Origin of the sequence: Enterococcus sp. UD-01, assembly GCF_044909655.1 — a bacterium.
Lineage (GTDB): Bacteria > Bacillota > Bacilli > Lactobacillales > Enterococcaceae > Enterococcus_L.
Genome location: NZ_JBIYEU010000004.1, coordinates 157,104 through 172,836, shown reverse-complemented (window position 1 = coordinate 172,836; position 15,733 = coordinate 157,104). Strand labels below are relative to the sequence as shown.

General features: G+C 37.8%; 13 protein-coding genes and 1 pseudogene. 13 read left to right on the top strand and 1 reads right to left on the bottom strand.

Going from position 1 to position 15,733, the window contains the following annotated elements:
- Positions 1-463: 463 nt before the first annotated feature.
- The 13 genes and pseudogenes from ABH902_RS05675 to ABH902_RS05615 all read left to right on the top strand — a co-directional run bounded on the left by ABH902_RS05675 (position 464) and on the right by ABH902_RS05615 (position 14,487).
- Positions 464-2,413: a KUP/HAK/KT family potassium transporter gene (locus ABH902_RS05675; protein WP_404589623.1), complete on the top strand. Its 1,950-nt coding sequence runs from the start codon at positions 464-466 to the stop codon at positions 2,411-2,413.
- A 127-nt stretch (positions 2,414-2,540) separates the two neighbouring features.
- Entirely contained in the window at positions 2,541-3,842 is a 1,302-nt protein-coding gene (locus tag ABH902_RS05670) for a hemolysin family protein (protein WP_404589622.1), read from the top strand.
- A gap of 111 nt (positions 3,843-3,953) precedes the next feature.
- Positions 3,954-4,871: an L-lactate dehydrogenase gene (locus ABH902_RS05665; RefSeq protein ID WP_404589577.1), complete on the top strand. Its 918-nt coding sequence runs from the start codon at positions 3,954-3,956 to the stop codon at positions 4,869-4,871.
- A gap of 38 nt (positions 4,872-4,909) precedes the next feature.
- Complete coding sequence (locus ABH902_RS05660; RefSeq protein ID WP_404589576.1) at positions 4,910-5,641, top strand: epoxyqueuosine reductase QueH; 732 nt, start codon at positions 4,910-4,912, stop codon at positions 5,639-5,641.
- Positions 5,642-5,826: 185 nt separating this feature from the next.
- Positions 5,827-6,073 (top strand): annotated as a pseudogene (locus tag ABH902_RS05655) (IS110 family transposase); the annotation flags it as partial.
- A 736-nt stretch (positions 6,074-6,809) separates the two neighbouring features.
- Complete coding sequence (locus ABH902_RS05650; protein ID WP_404589575.1) at positions 6,810-7,676, top strand: signal peptidase I; 867 nt, start codon at positions 6,810-6,812, stop codon at positions 7,674-7,676.
- 63 nt (positions 7,677-7,739) lie between these two features.
- Complete coding sequence (locus tag ABH902_RS05645; RefSeq protein ID WP_404589574.1) at positions 7,740-8,984, top strand: hypothetical protein; 1,245 nt, start codon at positions 7,740-7,742, stop codon at positions 8,982-8,984.
- Between the two features lie 29 nt (positions 8,985-9,013).
- Positions 9,014-9,742 (top strand): LPXTG cell wall anchor domain-containing protein, encoded by a 729-nt coding sequence (locus ABH902_RS05640; protein ID WP_404589573.1) that lies wholly within the window; start codon positions 9,014-9,016, stop codon positions 9,740-9,742.
- A gap of 16 nt (positions 9,743-9,758) precedes the next feature.
- Entirely contained in the window at positions 9,759-10,601 is an 843-nt protein-coding gene (locus ABH902_RS05635; RefSeq protein ID WP_404589572.1) for a hypothetical protein, read from the top strand.
- Between the two features lie 13 nt (positions 10,602-10,614).
- Complete coding sequence (locus ABH902_RS05630) at positions 10,615-11,238, top strand: hypothetical protein (RefSeq protein ID WP_404589571.1); 624 nt, start codon at positions 10,615-10,617, stop codon at positions 11,236-11,238.
- A gap of 69 nt (positions 11,239-11,307) precedes the next feature.
- Complete coding sequence (locus tag ABH902_RS05625; RefSeq protein ID WP_404589570.1) at positions 11,308-13,503, top strand: hypothetical protein; 2,196 nt, start codon at positions 11,308-11,310, stop codon at positions 13,501-13,503.
- A gap of 79 nt (positions 13,504-13,582) precedes the next feature.
- Positions 13,583-13,795 (top strand): hypothetical protein, encoded by a 213-nt coding sequence (locus ABH902_RS05620; protein WP_404589569.1) that lies wholly within the window; start codon positions 13,583-13,585, stop codon positions 13,793-13,795.
- Positions 13,792-14,487, top strand: a complete 696-nt coding sequence (locus tag ABH902_RS05615; protein ID WP_404589568.1) for a recombinase family protein — start codon at positions 13,792-13,794, stop codon at positions 14,485-14,487. Before ABH902_RS05620 ends, ABH902_RS05615 begins: the two co-directional genes overlap by 4 nt.
- A 72-nt stretch (positions 14,488-14,559) precedes the next feature.
- Here ABH902_RS05615 and ABH902_RS05610 read toward each other — a convergent pair whose 3' ends face one another.
- Positions 14,560-15,711, bottom strand: a complete 1,152-nt coding sequence (locus ABH902_RS05610; RefSeq protein WP_404589567.1) for a pyridoxal phosphate-dependent aminotransferase — start codon at positions 15,709-15,711, stop codon at positions 14,560-14,562.
- Positions 15,712-15,733: the final 22 nt, after the last annotated feature.

Genomic DNA, 15,733 nt, shown 5'->3' with positions numbered 1-15,733 from the left:
GCCTTTCGGGAAAAAGATAAAAATAGTTTGTGGCAGAAAGCACCACAATCGATTTTTCCTATTTGCTGAGAATCACAGTGAAAGAAATTGAACTGATGATGAACAGTACAAGACTTTCATAGAAAGTGTTGAACCTTGTCATTAGTTATCCAGCTGCATGAACCAGCCTTTCGGGAAAAAGATAAAAATAGTTTGTGGCAAAAAGCGCCACAATCGATTTTTCCTATTTTCCGTCAAGGCTAAGCGGCTCATTCCGCTTTTAAGTTATCCAGCTGCACAAATCAATCCTTAGGAAAATAGATAAATTGCCAGTGAGACAAGGAGCGTCTCAATGTCAATTTCCTAATTTTCTACAGGATTAAGCGATTTGTTCCGCTTTTAAAATTAGGAGGAGAGTTTTGTGGGAGAGAAGTCTAAGGTTTCGCATCATCAAAAATTAACTGCTGCTGGTTTGCTGGTGGCTATGGGTGTAGTTTATGGTGATATCGGAACGAGTCCGCTGTATGTAATGAAAGCCATCGTAGGTGATAATGGTGGGCTGCAGCATGTTTCTGAGAATTTTATTATTGGCGCGGTATCATTAATTTTTTGGACGTTGACGATTTTAACAACGGTCAAATATGTGGTGATTGCGTTAAATGCGGATAATCATGGCGAGGGCGGTATTTTTTCTTTGTATACGCTAGTGCGCAAAAAAGGGAAGTATTTGATTATTCCGGCGATGATCGGCGGTGCGGCGTTATTGGCTGATGGGGTACTGACTCCAGCAGTGACAGTGACGACAGCGATTGAAGGGCTGCGGGGCATTCCTGTCTTTTTTGAGCGTTTTGGCAATGATCAAAACATTATTGTTATTATAACGCTTGCGATCATTCTTATTTTATTTTCTGTTCAGCGTTTTGGGACGGATGCGGTTGGAAAAGCGTTCGGACCGATTATGTTTTTATGGTTTACTTTTTTAGGCATCATGGGACTGATTAATTTCAGTCAGGATTGGACGGTTCTGCGGGCGCTGAATCCTTATTACGCTGTTAAGCTCTTGGTTAGTCCGGAAAACAAATTAGGACTTTTCGTTTTAGGGAATATCTTTTTAGCGACAACCGGTGCTGAAGCTTTGTATTCAGATCTAGGTCACGTAGGTAAATACAATATTCGTGCAAGCTGGCCGTATATTAAAATCTGTCTCGTTCTTAATTATCTGGGACAAGCAGCTTGGATTTTATCTGTAAAGGATGATCCATCCGCTGCAAAAATTGTCAATCTTAATCCATTTTTCCAAATGATGCCGAATAATGTGACACTTGTCGGCGTTGTTTTTGCAACGATTGCGGCAGTAATTGCGTCTCAGGCATTGATTTCCGGCTCCTTTACATTAGTTTCTGAAGCGATTAAATTAAAATTATTGCCAAGATTAAAAATTATTTATCCAGGAGCCAATATTGGTCAGATGTATATTCCAGCGGTCAATTTATTGCTTTGGCTTATCTGCTCATTGATTGTAGTGACGTTTAGAACCTCTACACATATGGAAGCAGCGTATGGCTTGTCTATTACGATTACCATGCTGATGACAACGATTTTACTAATGTTCTATTTGTTGCAAAAAGGTGCGCCGCGCGGACTTGCTTATTTAATTACTTTATTTTTCGGTAGTATTGAATCGATTTTCTTTGTTTCAAGTATTGCTAAATTCTTCCATGGTGGGTACGTAGCAGTAGGTATTGCATTGCTGATTTTAACTGTAATGACTATTTGGGAATGGGGCAATATTATTAAAGAAAAGACCTCAGATACAGTTCCTTTGAGAGATTATATTGAACAGCTGCGTATGCTTAAAGAGGATACGACAGTGCCGAAATATCAGACCAATGTTGTATTTATGACGCCGGATTTGATTGGCGAGGAAATTGGCCGCCAAATTATTTACTCTATTTTAGATAAGCAGCCTAAACGGGCAAATGTGTATTGGTTTGTCAATGTGGAAGTAACGGATGAGCCTTTTACCAAGGAATATTCAGTAGACATGCTGGGTACCGATTTTATCGTACAGGTACAGCTTTATTTAGGCTTCCATGTGGCTCAAGAAGTGAATATTTACTTGCGTCAAATTGTCCATGACTTGATGAAAGAAGGTCGTCTGCCAAAACAGCCGCAAAAATATTCTTTGACGCCGGGACGTCAGGTAGGCGATTTCCAATTTATTATTATTCGTGAAGAATTATCGAAAGTAACGGAATTAAAAAAATGGGATCGTCAGATTATGCAGTTAAAGCTGGCATTAAAAAAACGAACCACCAGCCCGGAAAACTGGTTTGGCTTGGAATACAGTGAAGTAAAATATGAATCTGTGCCGTTAATTATCGGCAACACCAAGAAAACCAGATTGATTGAACGAAAACCAGCCTATAAATAATCCTTTTAGAGTGTAGAGCAAAAGCGTTCTTTCCTTTTGCTCTAGGCTCTTTTTAATGGCTTGTATTCGCGCATTTGTCAGCGGACGAGTATAATAAAAGAAAAGATATTGAGGTGAACAAGGAATGCTGGCACTAAATTTTTTGATATTAATTTTAATGATCGCTATTACGGCCTTTTTCGTAGCAAGCGAATTTGCATTAGTAAAAATACGTACCACGCGATTGGAGCAGTTAAAAAATGAAGGCGTAAAAAACGCTGAGCTGGCTCTTCAAGTGACGCATCATTTAGATGCTTATTTATCAGCCAGTCAGCTGGGAATTACCTTGACCGGGTTAATTATTGGTTGGGTCGGCGAAGGCTCGGTTGCAGCTTTACTGCATCCTTTAATTGGCAGCTTGCCGATCAGTACGGCTTTAACCCGGACGATTTCGATTATTTTAGGCTTTGCGATTGTCACGTATGTAGATGTAGTCGTAGGGGAATTGCTACCTAAAAGCTTTAGTATTGCGCAAACGGAAAAGGTAGTTTTAACGATTGTTCAGCCACTGCATTATTTTTATAAGATCATGTACCCTTTTATTTGGCTTTTGAATCATTCTGCTGCTTTTTTAGGTAAGCTGCTAGGGATTAAGCTTGTCACGGAAGGTGAAGAAACCTTGACGCAAGAAGAGTTATTATTCGTTGCGGTTGATTCCTATAAAAAAGGTGAATTGACAAAAGAAGAATATCATTATATGGAAAATGTGTTTGAATTTGATGATACTTTAGCCAAAGAAATTCAGGTGGATCGGACATCGATGGAAGTATTTGAAGCGGATGATACGGTGGAGAAAGCTATTCGTCAGTCGTTGAATCGAGGCCACACGCGCTATCCAGTTATTGAAGATTCGAAAGATAATGTATTGGGCTATGTGACCTTAACCGCGTTGATAAAAGAGTCATTTATCGATAGCCAAAGAAAAGTTAGTGAATTAGTAGAAGATCCTATCGTAGCTATTGCAACCGTTCCGATAAAGCGGTTGTTGACGATGATGCGCAAAGCCGGCAAACATATTGCCATTTTGAAGGATGAATATGGCGGAACGACGGGGATGGTAACCATCGAGGATATTTTAGAGGAATTAGTCGGCGATATTCGTGATGAAACGGATTTGGAAAAAGCGTTGATTGCAAAACAATCCGATAACACGTATATTATTTCAGGAAAACTTACTTTAGATGATTTTGAACGCTATTTTAATGTTAAAATCCCCTTATTCGAAGCTTCTGAAATGACGACATTAGCGGGTTTTATCGTGGAACAAAAGGAAAACCAGATTGCGGTCGGCGATCAACTGACTATTGAAGGCTTCACCTTTGAAGTAATGGACTATAAGCATGCTCATATTGATTATTTTAAGGTTACAAAAGAACCGGAAAAAAATTAAAAAGCAGCGCTCACTTTGATTTCGCTTAGTGAGCGCTGCTTTTTGTAAATCAGGAGTTGACGGGACAGCGTTGTTTCGTTAGGCTTAAAGAAAATGAATGGGAGGCATTGTATGAGAAAAGTAGGGATTATCGGTTTGGGACATGTGGGCGCGACACTTGCCTATACGCTGGTAAGAGAAGGACTGGTTGACGAACTTGTTCTAATTGATAAAAATGAAAAATTGGCTCTTTCAGAAGAATATGATTTGCTAGATGCACAAATTTTTTTAACAAGTAAAACTAAAATCATTATTCAAGACTATTCCGCGCTGCAGGATGCTGATATAGTGGTTTTATGCGCTGGCCAAATTAGTGCGCTTGGCGAAGACGGCGATCGTTTTAAGGAGTTAGCAATTACTAGTAAAATTGTCGAAGAAACGGCACCGAAAATTGTTGCATCTGGCTTTAAAGGTATTCTGATTAGTATTACTAATCCTTGCGATGTGATTGCCACTTATCTGCAAAAATTGACAGGTTTTCCAGTCAACAAGGTAATTGGCACAGGAACGATGCTGGATACAGCACGCATGAAACAAGCAGTAGGACGAACACTGGGGATTGATGGACGAAACGTTGGCGGATTCGTGTATGGTGAGCACGGCGATTCCCAGTTTACTGCATGGTCAACTGTGACAATCGGGGATCAATCCTTGGCGAAGTGGGATGAGTCAGTAGATATACAAGAGCTGGAGCAAAAGGTTCGTGACGGCGGCTGGAAGGCATACGCCGGTAAAGGATACACCAGTTACGGTATTGCTTCCTGTGCTGCGAATTTAATCCGAATGATTTTAAATGATACGAAAACGATTGTGCCAGTATCTGCTTATAGTAAGCAGCACAATCTTTATTTTGGGCAGCCGGTCATAGTGGGGCAGTCAGGAATCATCACTTATATAGACTATACGTTAACAAAAACAGAAGTCAGCGCTTTGAAAGCATCCATTCAAATTATCAAAGCTGGCTTGGAGGGATTGCCGTACCAGCAGTAAAATAAATGGAAACTAGGGAAAATGACGGAGTGTTTGCAATGATTAACTTAACCGAAATAACAGAAAAAATGAATGCAAATCAAAAAATCAATTATGACCGCGTGCTGCAAAAAGTAATCGCTGAATGGGATAAAGCAAGTGTGCGACCAACTATTTTACTGCATAGCTGTTGTGCTCCCTGTAGTACCTATACGTTGGAATATTTGACTCAATATGCAGAAGTAACGATCTATTTCGCTAATTCAAATATTCATCCGCAAGAGGAGTACCAGCGTAGAAAAAAAGTACAGCAAAAATTTGTAGCAGATTTTAATGAGCGGACGGATAATCACGTGCAGTTTTTAGCAGCACCCTATGAACCTAGTCAGTTTGTACAGATGGTTCAGAAAAAAAGCTTGGCCCAAGAACCAGAAGGCGGTCTAAGATGTGCCGCTTGCTTTCAGATGCGTTTAGATATTGTTGCTGAAAAAGCACAAGAGCTGGGGTTTGATTATTTTGGTAGTGCACTCACGCTTTCACCGAAGAAAAATAGTCAGCTGATTAATGAAATTGGGATAGAAATTCAAAAATTTTATGCAACCAATTATTTACCCAGTGATTTTAAGAAGAACAATGGTTATAAACGATCGATTGAGCTGTGTAGGGAATATGATGTTTATCGGCAATGCTATTGCGGCTGTTTGTACGCGGCGAGTCAGCAAGGAATTGCTCTAAAAAGTATCAAAGAGGAAGCCAAGGAATTTCTAAAGGGAACAATTAAAATAAATTAATTTAGCATAAACATACTAGGATTAGAGTGGGCGGAACAAAACTAAAAAACAGTTTTGTCCCGCCCATTACTTACGAATAAACGGTGGCCGAAAGTCAGGTTCTTCGGCAATTTCATAAAGGACGATCAATATAAAAAACATATTGGTCGTCTTTTATTCTAATTGCTCAAACCTAAACGACTTTTGGCTCAACCTCCTTCCTTAAACGCGGAAATCCTAAAGCTCGGAAAATTCTTTATTTTACCGTAAAAATTAGGCTCCGCCAACAAGCTGCCGTCTCGAATCACAAGGCGGCTTATTATTACAAATTAAAAACGCAACCTCTACCAAAAAAGGATAAAGCTGCGACAGTAGCCTGTAGCAACAAACTACTAAAGTGTCGAAAACAAGTCAAAGTACGACTATGCGTACACGGTCTCTAAGGACCAATAAGGCAACGCCTTATAAATAAAGTAATAGCATCCTGATAAAAAAATTAAAACGAGTATCAGGGGTATTTGATCTGGAATTCAATAATTAATTTTTATTCTTTTTCGCTTGTTTCAGGCTCTTTTTTTTGTTTTTATTTTGTCCTAAAAAATAGAAAGCAAAAAAGAAGTCTGTTGGAAATTGCCAAATAAGAAAAGTAGCCGAGAACATATGTTAGTTACCTATTGATTTTCGCAAATATCAAAGGAAATTATAGTCCAAATATTTTCTAGCTTTTCGATTTTTAATAGATAAAACACTTTTTGAAAAAATATAACGTTGGATTTCTAAGCCTTTTCTATGGAAAGCGAATAGGGAAAATGTATATTTAGAAAATAATAAAATAACTAATCGGTTATTTAGTTTTTAGTAACATCAAAAAAATGAAAAAAATATTTTATATATATATATATTCTGTGGATTTATATATTTTGTTTTAGTTTGATTTGGATGCCGTTATTTAAGTATTTAAGTAACTTTAATCAATAATATAATATTAAAATAAATATTACTTTAAGTAAAGTTTGTGTTTTTATGAAATATTCGGTTGTCATGATAAGTTGACAAAAAATAACATTGAGTTATAGTTTTGTTATGCGTATTTAATAAATATGTGATTTTTGTTTTATTTATTTTTTTGTTTCTAGAAATGATTTGTAAATTATTACGATATAAAGAGAAGAGCAAAGGAGAAGCAGGGATGTCGCAAGGGAATTCTGTTCGAAAGAAGAATAACTATAGAAAAAGAAGCAACAAGAGAACTTCCGAACGGCCTTTGAGAGAAAATGTCGCAAGAAGAAGGCGGTTTGATGAAGAAATAGCAGAGTATCGCAGACCAAAAAAAAGCAGAAATAAACCAAATAAACGTGATGAGCGTAAAGAAAAGCCGGCACGTTCGACTAATCAACGAATCCATTCTTCAAAAAGGCGCTCTGCTCCGCCAATGTATACGCGAGAACGATCTAAAAAGAAGATTCCCCCACAAAAAAAAGTTGGCACACAGCTATTTTCATTTATATGGAATCTAGTATTTTACGGAATGACTGTTGGGATTATCGTAATGGCGTTAATGTTTTCGTTTAGCTCTAAATCTACAGCTTCTATTTTTGGCTATCGTTTTTATACCGTATTGACAAATTCTATGGTTCCGCAAAAGGAAGGACCAAAAGATGGTTTTTACGCTGGCGACATTGTTATTGTGAAGCTGATGGACAGTGAAAAGGTTAAGAAAAATGACATTGTAACCTTTTCGGTTGGAGACGGTACACGGTATTTAACACACCGGGTAATGGAAAAAAGAACGGAATTGAATGGTGAAGAAGGCGAGTTCATTGTGACTAAAGGAGATGCTAATGAAAGTAATGATCCGCCAGTTTCTGCTGATAGAATTTTAGGAAAAGTAATAGTTGCAATACCAAAAGCGGGGAGTATTTTGGATTTCGTTCGACAGGAATTTTGGGCTTGTTTGGTTTTTATTTTGTCTATTTACGGCTTTTTTCTAGTTTTGAAATCCTATCTGTTTTCACCAGAAGAAGATCGGCAGAAAAGAAGAGTAGTTTATAGCTAGTTATATCCTGTTCATTCTTTGAATGGACAGTAATATATTATTTTATTTTAGGAGGAATACATAATGAAAAAGAACAAGAAAAAAAAGTTGGTGGTTGCTGCTTGTCTAGCACTGTTAACGATCGGGGCAGGCACATTTGCCTGGATTAGCTCCCAAGATCAGAGAATTAACCGTGTGAAATCTGCTGCAATCAAAGACGGTAGTGTGACAGTATCGGAAAAATGGGTACCACAGCCAATTATTCCGGGAACTGAAGCAACTAAAGAGGTAGCGATTCAAAATTCCGGCAGTGCTTCTGTATATGTCAGAGTATCATATGAAGAAGTATTGAAACATTTAACAGAAAAAGGGGCAATAACAGAACGAGCAAAAGGTTGGACAGCTAGTACGACACCAAAATTAACAGATGATATTCCTGTTGAATATGACGGCGGCAAATATATTGATGCTGGCAGCGGCTACACTGAAGTGACAAGTAAAGTAAAAGACAGTGCAAATGCAGCTTTACCGGCTGGCGTAAAAGTCTATGCTAAAGGTTCAGTAACGAAAAACCCGGTGAATGGGGAAGAAACAACAACGATTGATACAACTGCTTTCTTTGAATATCAGTCCGGCAAGTACCAGTCAATGAATACAACGATTGCTGTCGCAGGTGGAAATACTGTAGGTTCATCTGTCGCAGACTGGAATTTTGTTTGTTCAAGTGCCACTTATGAAGTTTATAAAAGCGGTTATAGCAATAAAGTAGTCAACTGGGCAAATTCTTCCTTGGAAGGAAAATCAGCGGAAGCAACAGCAGCCAAAGCGGCTCTTTTAGGAAGTGCTGGCAAAAAAGATGTGGATTACGATTATACAGCAGCGACTTTAGGGCTAGCTTCTATTCCGGCAGCAACTCCTGCAACTGCTGCAGATCAAATGCCTGTAGCAAATAATGATAAAAAAGAAGTGCAAACCGATAAAGCAGCTCTAGGTGTCAGCGGCATCAAAATTGGCTATGGTTCTGACATCGCGACAACAGGCGCTTTAGCAAATAATAAATGGGTTTATAACAAGGATGACGGCTACTTCTACTTTACAAGTCCGTTAGCATCAGGTGCAACTACCCCTCAGTTATTGAAAAAATTGATTTTCACTAATGAAGCAGGCGTAGAATTTACAAATGCAACCTATGATTTGATCGTTAAAATGGAAGCTATCCAAGCAACCAAAGAAGCCTTAAGCGACTCTACAGGCTGGAATCTGAATGGAGCAGACGGCTCAGAAACGAAAAAAATTACGACTTATTTAGTTGGTCAAGCAGCCAGCTAAAAATGTAAAGAGAAAAGGGAGGGGAAAAAATGCAGCGACACTTAATAATACAAAGGCGGACAACGTTAATTATCTATAGTTTGCTTAGTCTGTTGCTTGTTTTTACAGGTAATACATTATTTGCTGTTGCCGAAAAAACCCTTCCTCCGGGGGTGGTCATTGGCGATGAAGCAGGAGTGCATGCTACTTCAGAAGGGGAATACTTTGTGGATTTGCCAAATGTCCTTCCAGGAGAAAAATACGAAAAAACTATTACGATTCGCAGTATGGATGTAAAAGAACCCTTTGAGCTGGGGATGATTGCGGTGCCGAAAGCTTCTAAAGGAATTATTGATTTTGACAAGCAGATTACTTTAACACTTGTCGTAGATGGTAAAACAATCTATCAGGGACCTTTATTAGGAGACGGTAAAACGGATTGGACAGTTCAACCATTAAAAATAGGAATATGCGAGTATGGAAAAGACCAGATATTAACGGCTACTTTTGAAGTGAACAGTGAATTATCGGCACAAGATTATACAGAAGAAAGTCAATTACTTTATCATTGGAAATTTGTTGGTACCAAAAATCAACCAAAGCTTCCGAATACCAAATCAGATGCATCCTCATCTAATACGAAGCCAAAAGAACTGTTTCCAATGACAGGTGAGGAAATTAAGCAATGGATTTATAAGCTTTTAACGGGGTTGCTCTTAGTGTTAATCGCCGTTTTGTTATGGAAAAAAAGAAAAGAACAACAAAAAAATATAGAGTAGTGAAAGGAGACAGCTGATGAGAAAAGGGAAAAGATTACTTAAGACAATCAATCAAAATAAGTTTTTCTTAGCACTGTTTTCTATTTTTTTAAGTCTACTGCTTATTGTAGGAAGCACTTACTCATGGATTACGTATAGTGATGAATATGTGAATCAAAGTAAGACAAGTAAACGAGAGCTTTCTGCTGTGCTTGAAGGAAATTTCACGTCAGAGCTGCAATGGAAATCAGGTGAAGCGGTTGAGAATCATTTAGCAGTGAAAAATAATGGACAGATGCCTGCTGTTGTTCGAATCGCTTTATATGAATTTCTTGCTCATTTTGCTGTAGATTTGACAGACGGCAGCGGCAACGGTAATTTGAAAACGGTAAAAAAAGCGAGTCCTACAAACTTTTTGCCGCAGGATCTTTCCACTTGGACAAAAAATAATACGTATAAAATAGCTTCTGATCGTTATTTCGTCGTAGAGGAAGTTTATAAAAGTAATAAAAATGATTCTAGCACAGCATACATATACGAAGGCAACCGTCCTTTTGAAAGCTTAAATTACTTGACGATTCATTTCAATGAAAGTGTTATTTACACCGACAGCCGCAAACCGCCTGCGGCAACCAAAGATTATTGGTATTACAAGGATGGATATTTCTATTATTCAGAAATACTTCAGCCAAAACAGAAAACCAAACAACTAATCACAAGTATTTCATTAGCCGCAAACCTGCCTAATAAATATAAGGGATCACTGTATCAATTAACTCCGATTATGGATGCACATGATATTACCAAGTCTTTAATGACAGATTGGCAAATTGCCTCCAATTCATATGTTGAAACAATTTACAGAGAAAAAGTACACTAGGAGGAAGTTAAAGGTGAAACAGAACAAACGTAAAACATTACCTTTTGCAGGGCTGCTTCTTTTAGTAATCAGTTGTTTAATTTTAGGAGGAATGACCGCATATGCGGCATTTACAAGTAAAGAAGAAAAAACAACTCTTTTTCAGGTTGGCAATCTCCAAACAAAAATCAGTGAAGTTTTTAGCGAACCAGCCACTATTATGCCAGATGAGCTGATCGAAAAAAGAGTCAAAATAACGAATACTGGAACGCTTAATCAATTCGTACGTGTGATGCTACATCCGGAAATAAGATTAGAGAAAGAGGGCACCACACGATTATTATCTGCAAAAATTGGTGATGAAGTTTTGTTGGATATCAACGAGGATAAGTGGAAATTAGGCGAAGATGGTTATTATTATTATTTAAATGTGGTAGAGCCAGGTACGGCGAAGACGACAGATGCACTGTTTACACAAGTCAAGCTAAAGAGAGAATTGGGATTAGAATATCATATGGCGACTTTTAATTTGTTAATTAAAATAGAAGCAGTCAATTGTGCAAAGGATAATTATCGTAAAGCCTGGTGGCAGGGGAGCACCCCTAACAGTGGCGCGTTACAAAAAGTTGATCAGCAATTAGCCCAAAAAGTAGAATGATTCATTTGATGAAAGACAGGAAGGGAAAAAATGAGAAGTAGAAGGTATAAAATAAAGAGTAGAGTATCGTTGGGGTTGATAATACTGTTTTTTTTAATTGCAAGTGGTTATTTGTTTAATCATCAAGATAAACTGCAAGCATCTACTGTTGTTAGTGCCGGAGCCTTTCGTTTAAAAGCCGAAAATCGTTGGAATGGAGACGATCAAAAGAATTATGCTTATTTAGAATGGGACACGGTGAGCGGATTAAGTCAGGCAGGTTATCAATTATATCAATCGGAGGACGGCAAAACATGGAATAACCGTTCTTTAAACTATGGAAAAGCGATTAAAGTTTTAAATATTTATCCGAATATAGCAGGATCCAATACTCTTAAAAGCTGGATGGATGGTTTAAATTTAAAAGCTGTGGATGGTTCTAATCTGATTCAAGTTACTTCAATAAGTCTAAATCAATATAATGCTAATCCAAATGCCTATTTGAAAAATAGTAAAAGCGAATATCAATATGATGTACTAATGTTTGGCTCTTGGGATGCTAACAATAATGTAGATATTAGTCAAACAGCAGCGAATGCAACCAAAGCCTTTTTAGAAACCGGTAGAGGTGCATTATTCGGTCATGATACTATTTATTTGGGACGAAAGACTTTTTACGATACTTTTAAAGACCTTTTAGGTGTTAGATCTCAAGCCTCTACTGGAACGGCTGCCAGTTATTGGACAGGATCCACTCAGGTGCAGTTGATCAACAATGGTTATCTCATGAAATATCCTTTTGAAATGAAAAATAATGTAGTTTTAACCATTCCCTATGCACACAGTATTGAGCCACAGATTAAGAATGTCGGTACGACCTGGCTAGAGTTTATTAAACCTTCCGGGAGCTGGCCTTATGCTATTTACGATAACGGTTCTATACGCGGTGGCTGGTATTTGAAAACGAACAACAACATAGGCATGATTCAAACCGGTCACAGTAATGGTACTTCTACAATGGATGAACGTAAAATTATTGCGAATACATTATACAATTTAGCACAAGTGTCTTTTGAAACAAATGCTCAAGATCAAACTGTTAAAGATAATCAGACGCCTGACTTGGCTAGTGTTAAACAAAAGGCTGGTGGTACAGTCAATAATTTTGAAATTATAGTTGACAGTATAGATCGTGGAAAAGATTATCAGTGGTATATCGAAGCAAATACTAAGCTGTCAGGTATAAAAAAATCAGATGTCGTAAAAGAAACGATTACAAGCAACATTGCTGGTTATTTTTACAAGATGGATAATTCGGCCGCTTCTGATTTAAATACGGTTGTTGAAGGCTACAAAGATGAATATGGTCGTATTCCCTCTGACCGTTATGATATCTATGTTGCTCCGAAAGGCACCACAGATAAAAGCGACCCAAGCTATGATCCTGCTAAAGATGCCAATCTGCTTACTTATAATACCGAAGGAACGATTACTGGAATTAACGGGATGACGGATTTAAACAAATATCTTCATGTTGTTTCTGTTGATCGAGCGAATAATGTAAGTGGAGTCAAAACGATTCAAATTAAGGATCTAATGACTACATTTAGAGTGACTGAACAATATCTGGATACAGATGGCAAAAAAATACAAGCCGACAGTTATAAAGATATTGCCAAGGGAGGGGATTATATTGAACACTTCCGATCAATTACCGGTTATGTTGAAAATAGTTACAGTGTCGATGGCAATAGCAGCATTGAAAGTGATTTTGAAACGATCGTTTCCCTTGTTAACATTAATAACCACAGGACAATTACTTATTATTACGACAAACTTATTCAATTAAATCTAAGACAAGTTATTTTAAAGCCTTCTCAGGAGCTGGTGATACCAAAATCAGGTTATTTTCAATTAGATAATGTCAAATTGAATCAAAGGAGCAATCTTTTTCATGCAACTGTTCAGTCGGGTCAAGAAAAAGATGCTATTCCTTATACTCAATTCTTAATTGCGAAAAGCGGCAATCACCATCAATTATCGATTGCCCCGATGATTCCAGAATATTATTTATATAGCGGGTATGTAGCGACAACAAGTGATAGCTTGCATGATGGCAACTCGAAAATAAAAAGTGATATTGCATTAGATATTAAAGATAATAACAGCTATTGGGTAACGATTTATCTCGAACCGGCACTTGCTGCAGGAGACTCACCTGTGCCTTACAGTTGGGAATACCAAAATAATGACTTGGGAGAAATTATCAGGAAAATTCCTAATTAATTATAGTGATTGAACCAGTTGTTTAGGAATAAAATCAAAATTGCACTTTAAATCAACTAGATAGACGAGGATGAATTCTATGTATTTACTCTTACTCATGTTAACGCTTGTACTTTTTATTCACAGCTTACTACTTGCGTTTATTATTCGAAAAAATAGTCAGCTGACAAATGAAGTTGGACACTTAAGAAAAGACATTAAGCGTTTAACTGCACAGAAACGCCTATCTGTAGAGCAGCGATCAGCTAAAAAAAGGAAAAATAAAGCAACAAGAGGGAGTAAAAATACATGAATTTAGGGTATGCTCACGGCAACAGGTTAAATCAACAGCTAGATTTTCTCGAAAGTTATGGAGTCAATGAAATTTTCTCAGATCAAGCTCAAAATTATGGAGCGTTGAAAAAGCCAAAAAGCGCTTTTCAGGCAATGTTGGATTATTCAGAATCAAGCGATTGTATTGTTATTGCTTTTTTAGAAGCTATTTCGAGAGATTACCGGGAACTGCTTGAATTTTTTTCCGAACTTTATGAATTAGAGCTCGAACTGATTGTGTTGACGGCGCCGGAATTAAGCTTAATGGAATGGTGGGATATAATTTCATGGGTAGAGCAAAATGACCGCTTGCAACATCCGCGACTTATTCAATTAAAAAAAGAAAAAGAACGTAATAAAACTAGCTATTCTGTTTTTAGCCGGGATGTAGAGGCCAAGAAGCTTTATCGGGGAATTATTCGTCAGCTGTTTCAAAAACAAAAATTAAGACGTATCGCTCAGCAAAATGGTGTCCCTGTGGAAACCGTCTATCGAATTCAACAAGAGATGAAGCGAATAAAAACCGCGGGGATTTTAGCTCTCTGCTTCTTTCTGGCGATTGCGACCATTAAAATCGCAGAGAATTTTACAGATAACGTACTGGTTCAGGTAAGTGTTTGTGTGGTAGCAACTCTGGTAATTCTTTACAATACTTTGGTGGACAGTGAATAAATAAAAAGGGATTTTTAATAAAAAAGCGGGTGCTTTCATTCAGCACTCGCTTTTTAGTGTGGGAAAGCGCTATTAAAAGCTTAATTTTTCGATTCGATCAAAGGCTTCTTTCAACACATCAAGATTTTGAGTAGCAGCTAGTCGAACATAATTATCGCCGGTGGTTTCGCCAAAAGCTTTACCTGGAATCATTAAGACATTCGTTTCTTTTAAAACTTTTTCCACAAAAGGCACAGAGGTAAGACCTGTTTTAGAAATATTAATGAAGGCATACATACTGCCCTTAACCGGATGCAGGGATAAGAACGGAATATCAGCAACACGCTGATCAACATATTCTAACCGTTGCTTGAATACTGAAACAACCTCCGGCACTAATAAGTCCGCATGATTCAATGCATAGATCCCTGCTTGCTGAGAAGGGCTTGGCGCAGAATAAGTAATACTTTCATTGATTAATTTAGCGGCATCGTTAATATAAGCAGGAGCAATCATATACCCAATACGCCAGCCTGTCATGGCAAATGCTTTTGAAAAGCTGCTGAAGGTAATCGTGTTTTCAGGTGCAAATGTAGCCATCGGGACAAAATCATCGTAGAAGCAAAAGGCTTCATAGACTTCATCTGAAAGAATATAAAAGTCATGTTCAATCGCAAGCTCGGCAATTGCTTTAAATGTTTCAGGTGAAAAAACAGCACCCGTTGGATTATTCGGCGAGTTAATAATGATTGCTTTGGTTTTATCTGTAATCGCAGCTTTTAAAACATCGATATTAATTTGAAAGCCGTCTTCTTCATAGGTTGGGATAAAAACAGGTTTGCCGCCAGCGAAGAGAACTTGATCTTTGTAAGGCGAAAAATAAGGCTCATGGATAATCACTTCATCTCCCGGATTTAATAAAACCTGCAAGGTCAAATACATGCCGTGTAAAGCGCCAACCGTTGCTCGTACCTGATCAGCAGCAAAGGTCAGTCCGTATTGCTTTTGATAAAAGTCGATGACCGTATCGAGAAATTCCTGACTGCCGCCTGAGGCTGTGTATTTTGTATGGCCGTTTTTGACATCTGTAAAGGCTGCATTAATAATGCGTTCATCGGTAATCAAATCGGGATCTCCGATTGATAGATCCAGTAAATCCGGTACTTGTTTTGCCAGTGTCGCTATATCCATAAGAATATTTTCAGCTGGCTGTTGGTATTGCGATGCGATGTTTGTGATATCCATTTTTTTATCCTCCAGTGACTAG

Bases quoted from the DNA above. Each gene is read 5' to 3' on its own strand.
- ABH902_RS05675 (WP_404589623.1), top strand. From the start codon at position 464: ATGGGTGTAGTTTATGGTGATATCGGAACGAGTCCGCTGTATGTAATG.
- ABH902_RS05665 (WP_404589577.1), top strand. From the start codon at position 3,954: ATGAGAAAAGTAGGGATTATCGGTTTGGGACATGTGGGCGCGACACTT.
- ABH902_RS05660 (WP_404589576.1), top strand. From the start codon at position 4,910: ATGATTAACTTAACCGAAATAACAGAAAAAATGAATGCAAATCAAAAA.
- ABH902_RS05650 (WP_404589575.1), top strand. From the start codon at position 6,810: ATGTCGCAAGGGAATTCTGTTCGAAAGAAGAATAACTATAGAAAAAGA.
- ABH902_RS05645 (WP_404589574.1), top strand. From the start codon at position 7,740: ATGAAAAAGAACAAGAAAAAAAAGTTGGTGGTTGCTGCTTGTCTAGCA.
- ABH902_RS05640 (WP_404589573.1), top strand. From the start codon at position 9,014: ATGCAGCGACACTTAATAATACAAAGGCGGACAACGTTAATTATCTAT.
- ABH902_RS05635 (WP_404589572.1), top strand. From the start codon at position 9,759: ATGAGAAAAGGGAAAAGATTACTTAAGACAATCAATCAAAATAAGTTT.
- ABH902_RS05620 (WP_404589569.1), top strand. From the start codon at position 13,583: ATGTATTTACTCTTACTCATGTTAACGCTTGTACTTTTTATTCACAGC.
- ABH902_RS05615 (WP_404589568.1), top strand. From the start codon at position 13,792: ATGAATTTAGGGTATGCTCACGGCAACAGGTTAAATCAACAGCTAGAT.
- ABH902_RS05610 (WP_404589567.1), bottom strand. From the start codon at position 15,711: ATGGATATCACAAACATCGCATCGCAATACCAACAGCCAGCTGAAAAT.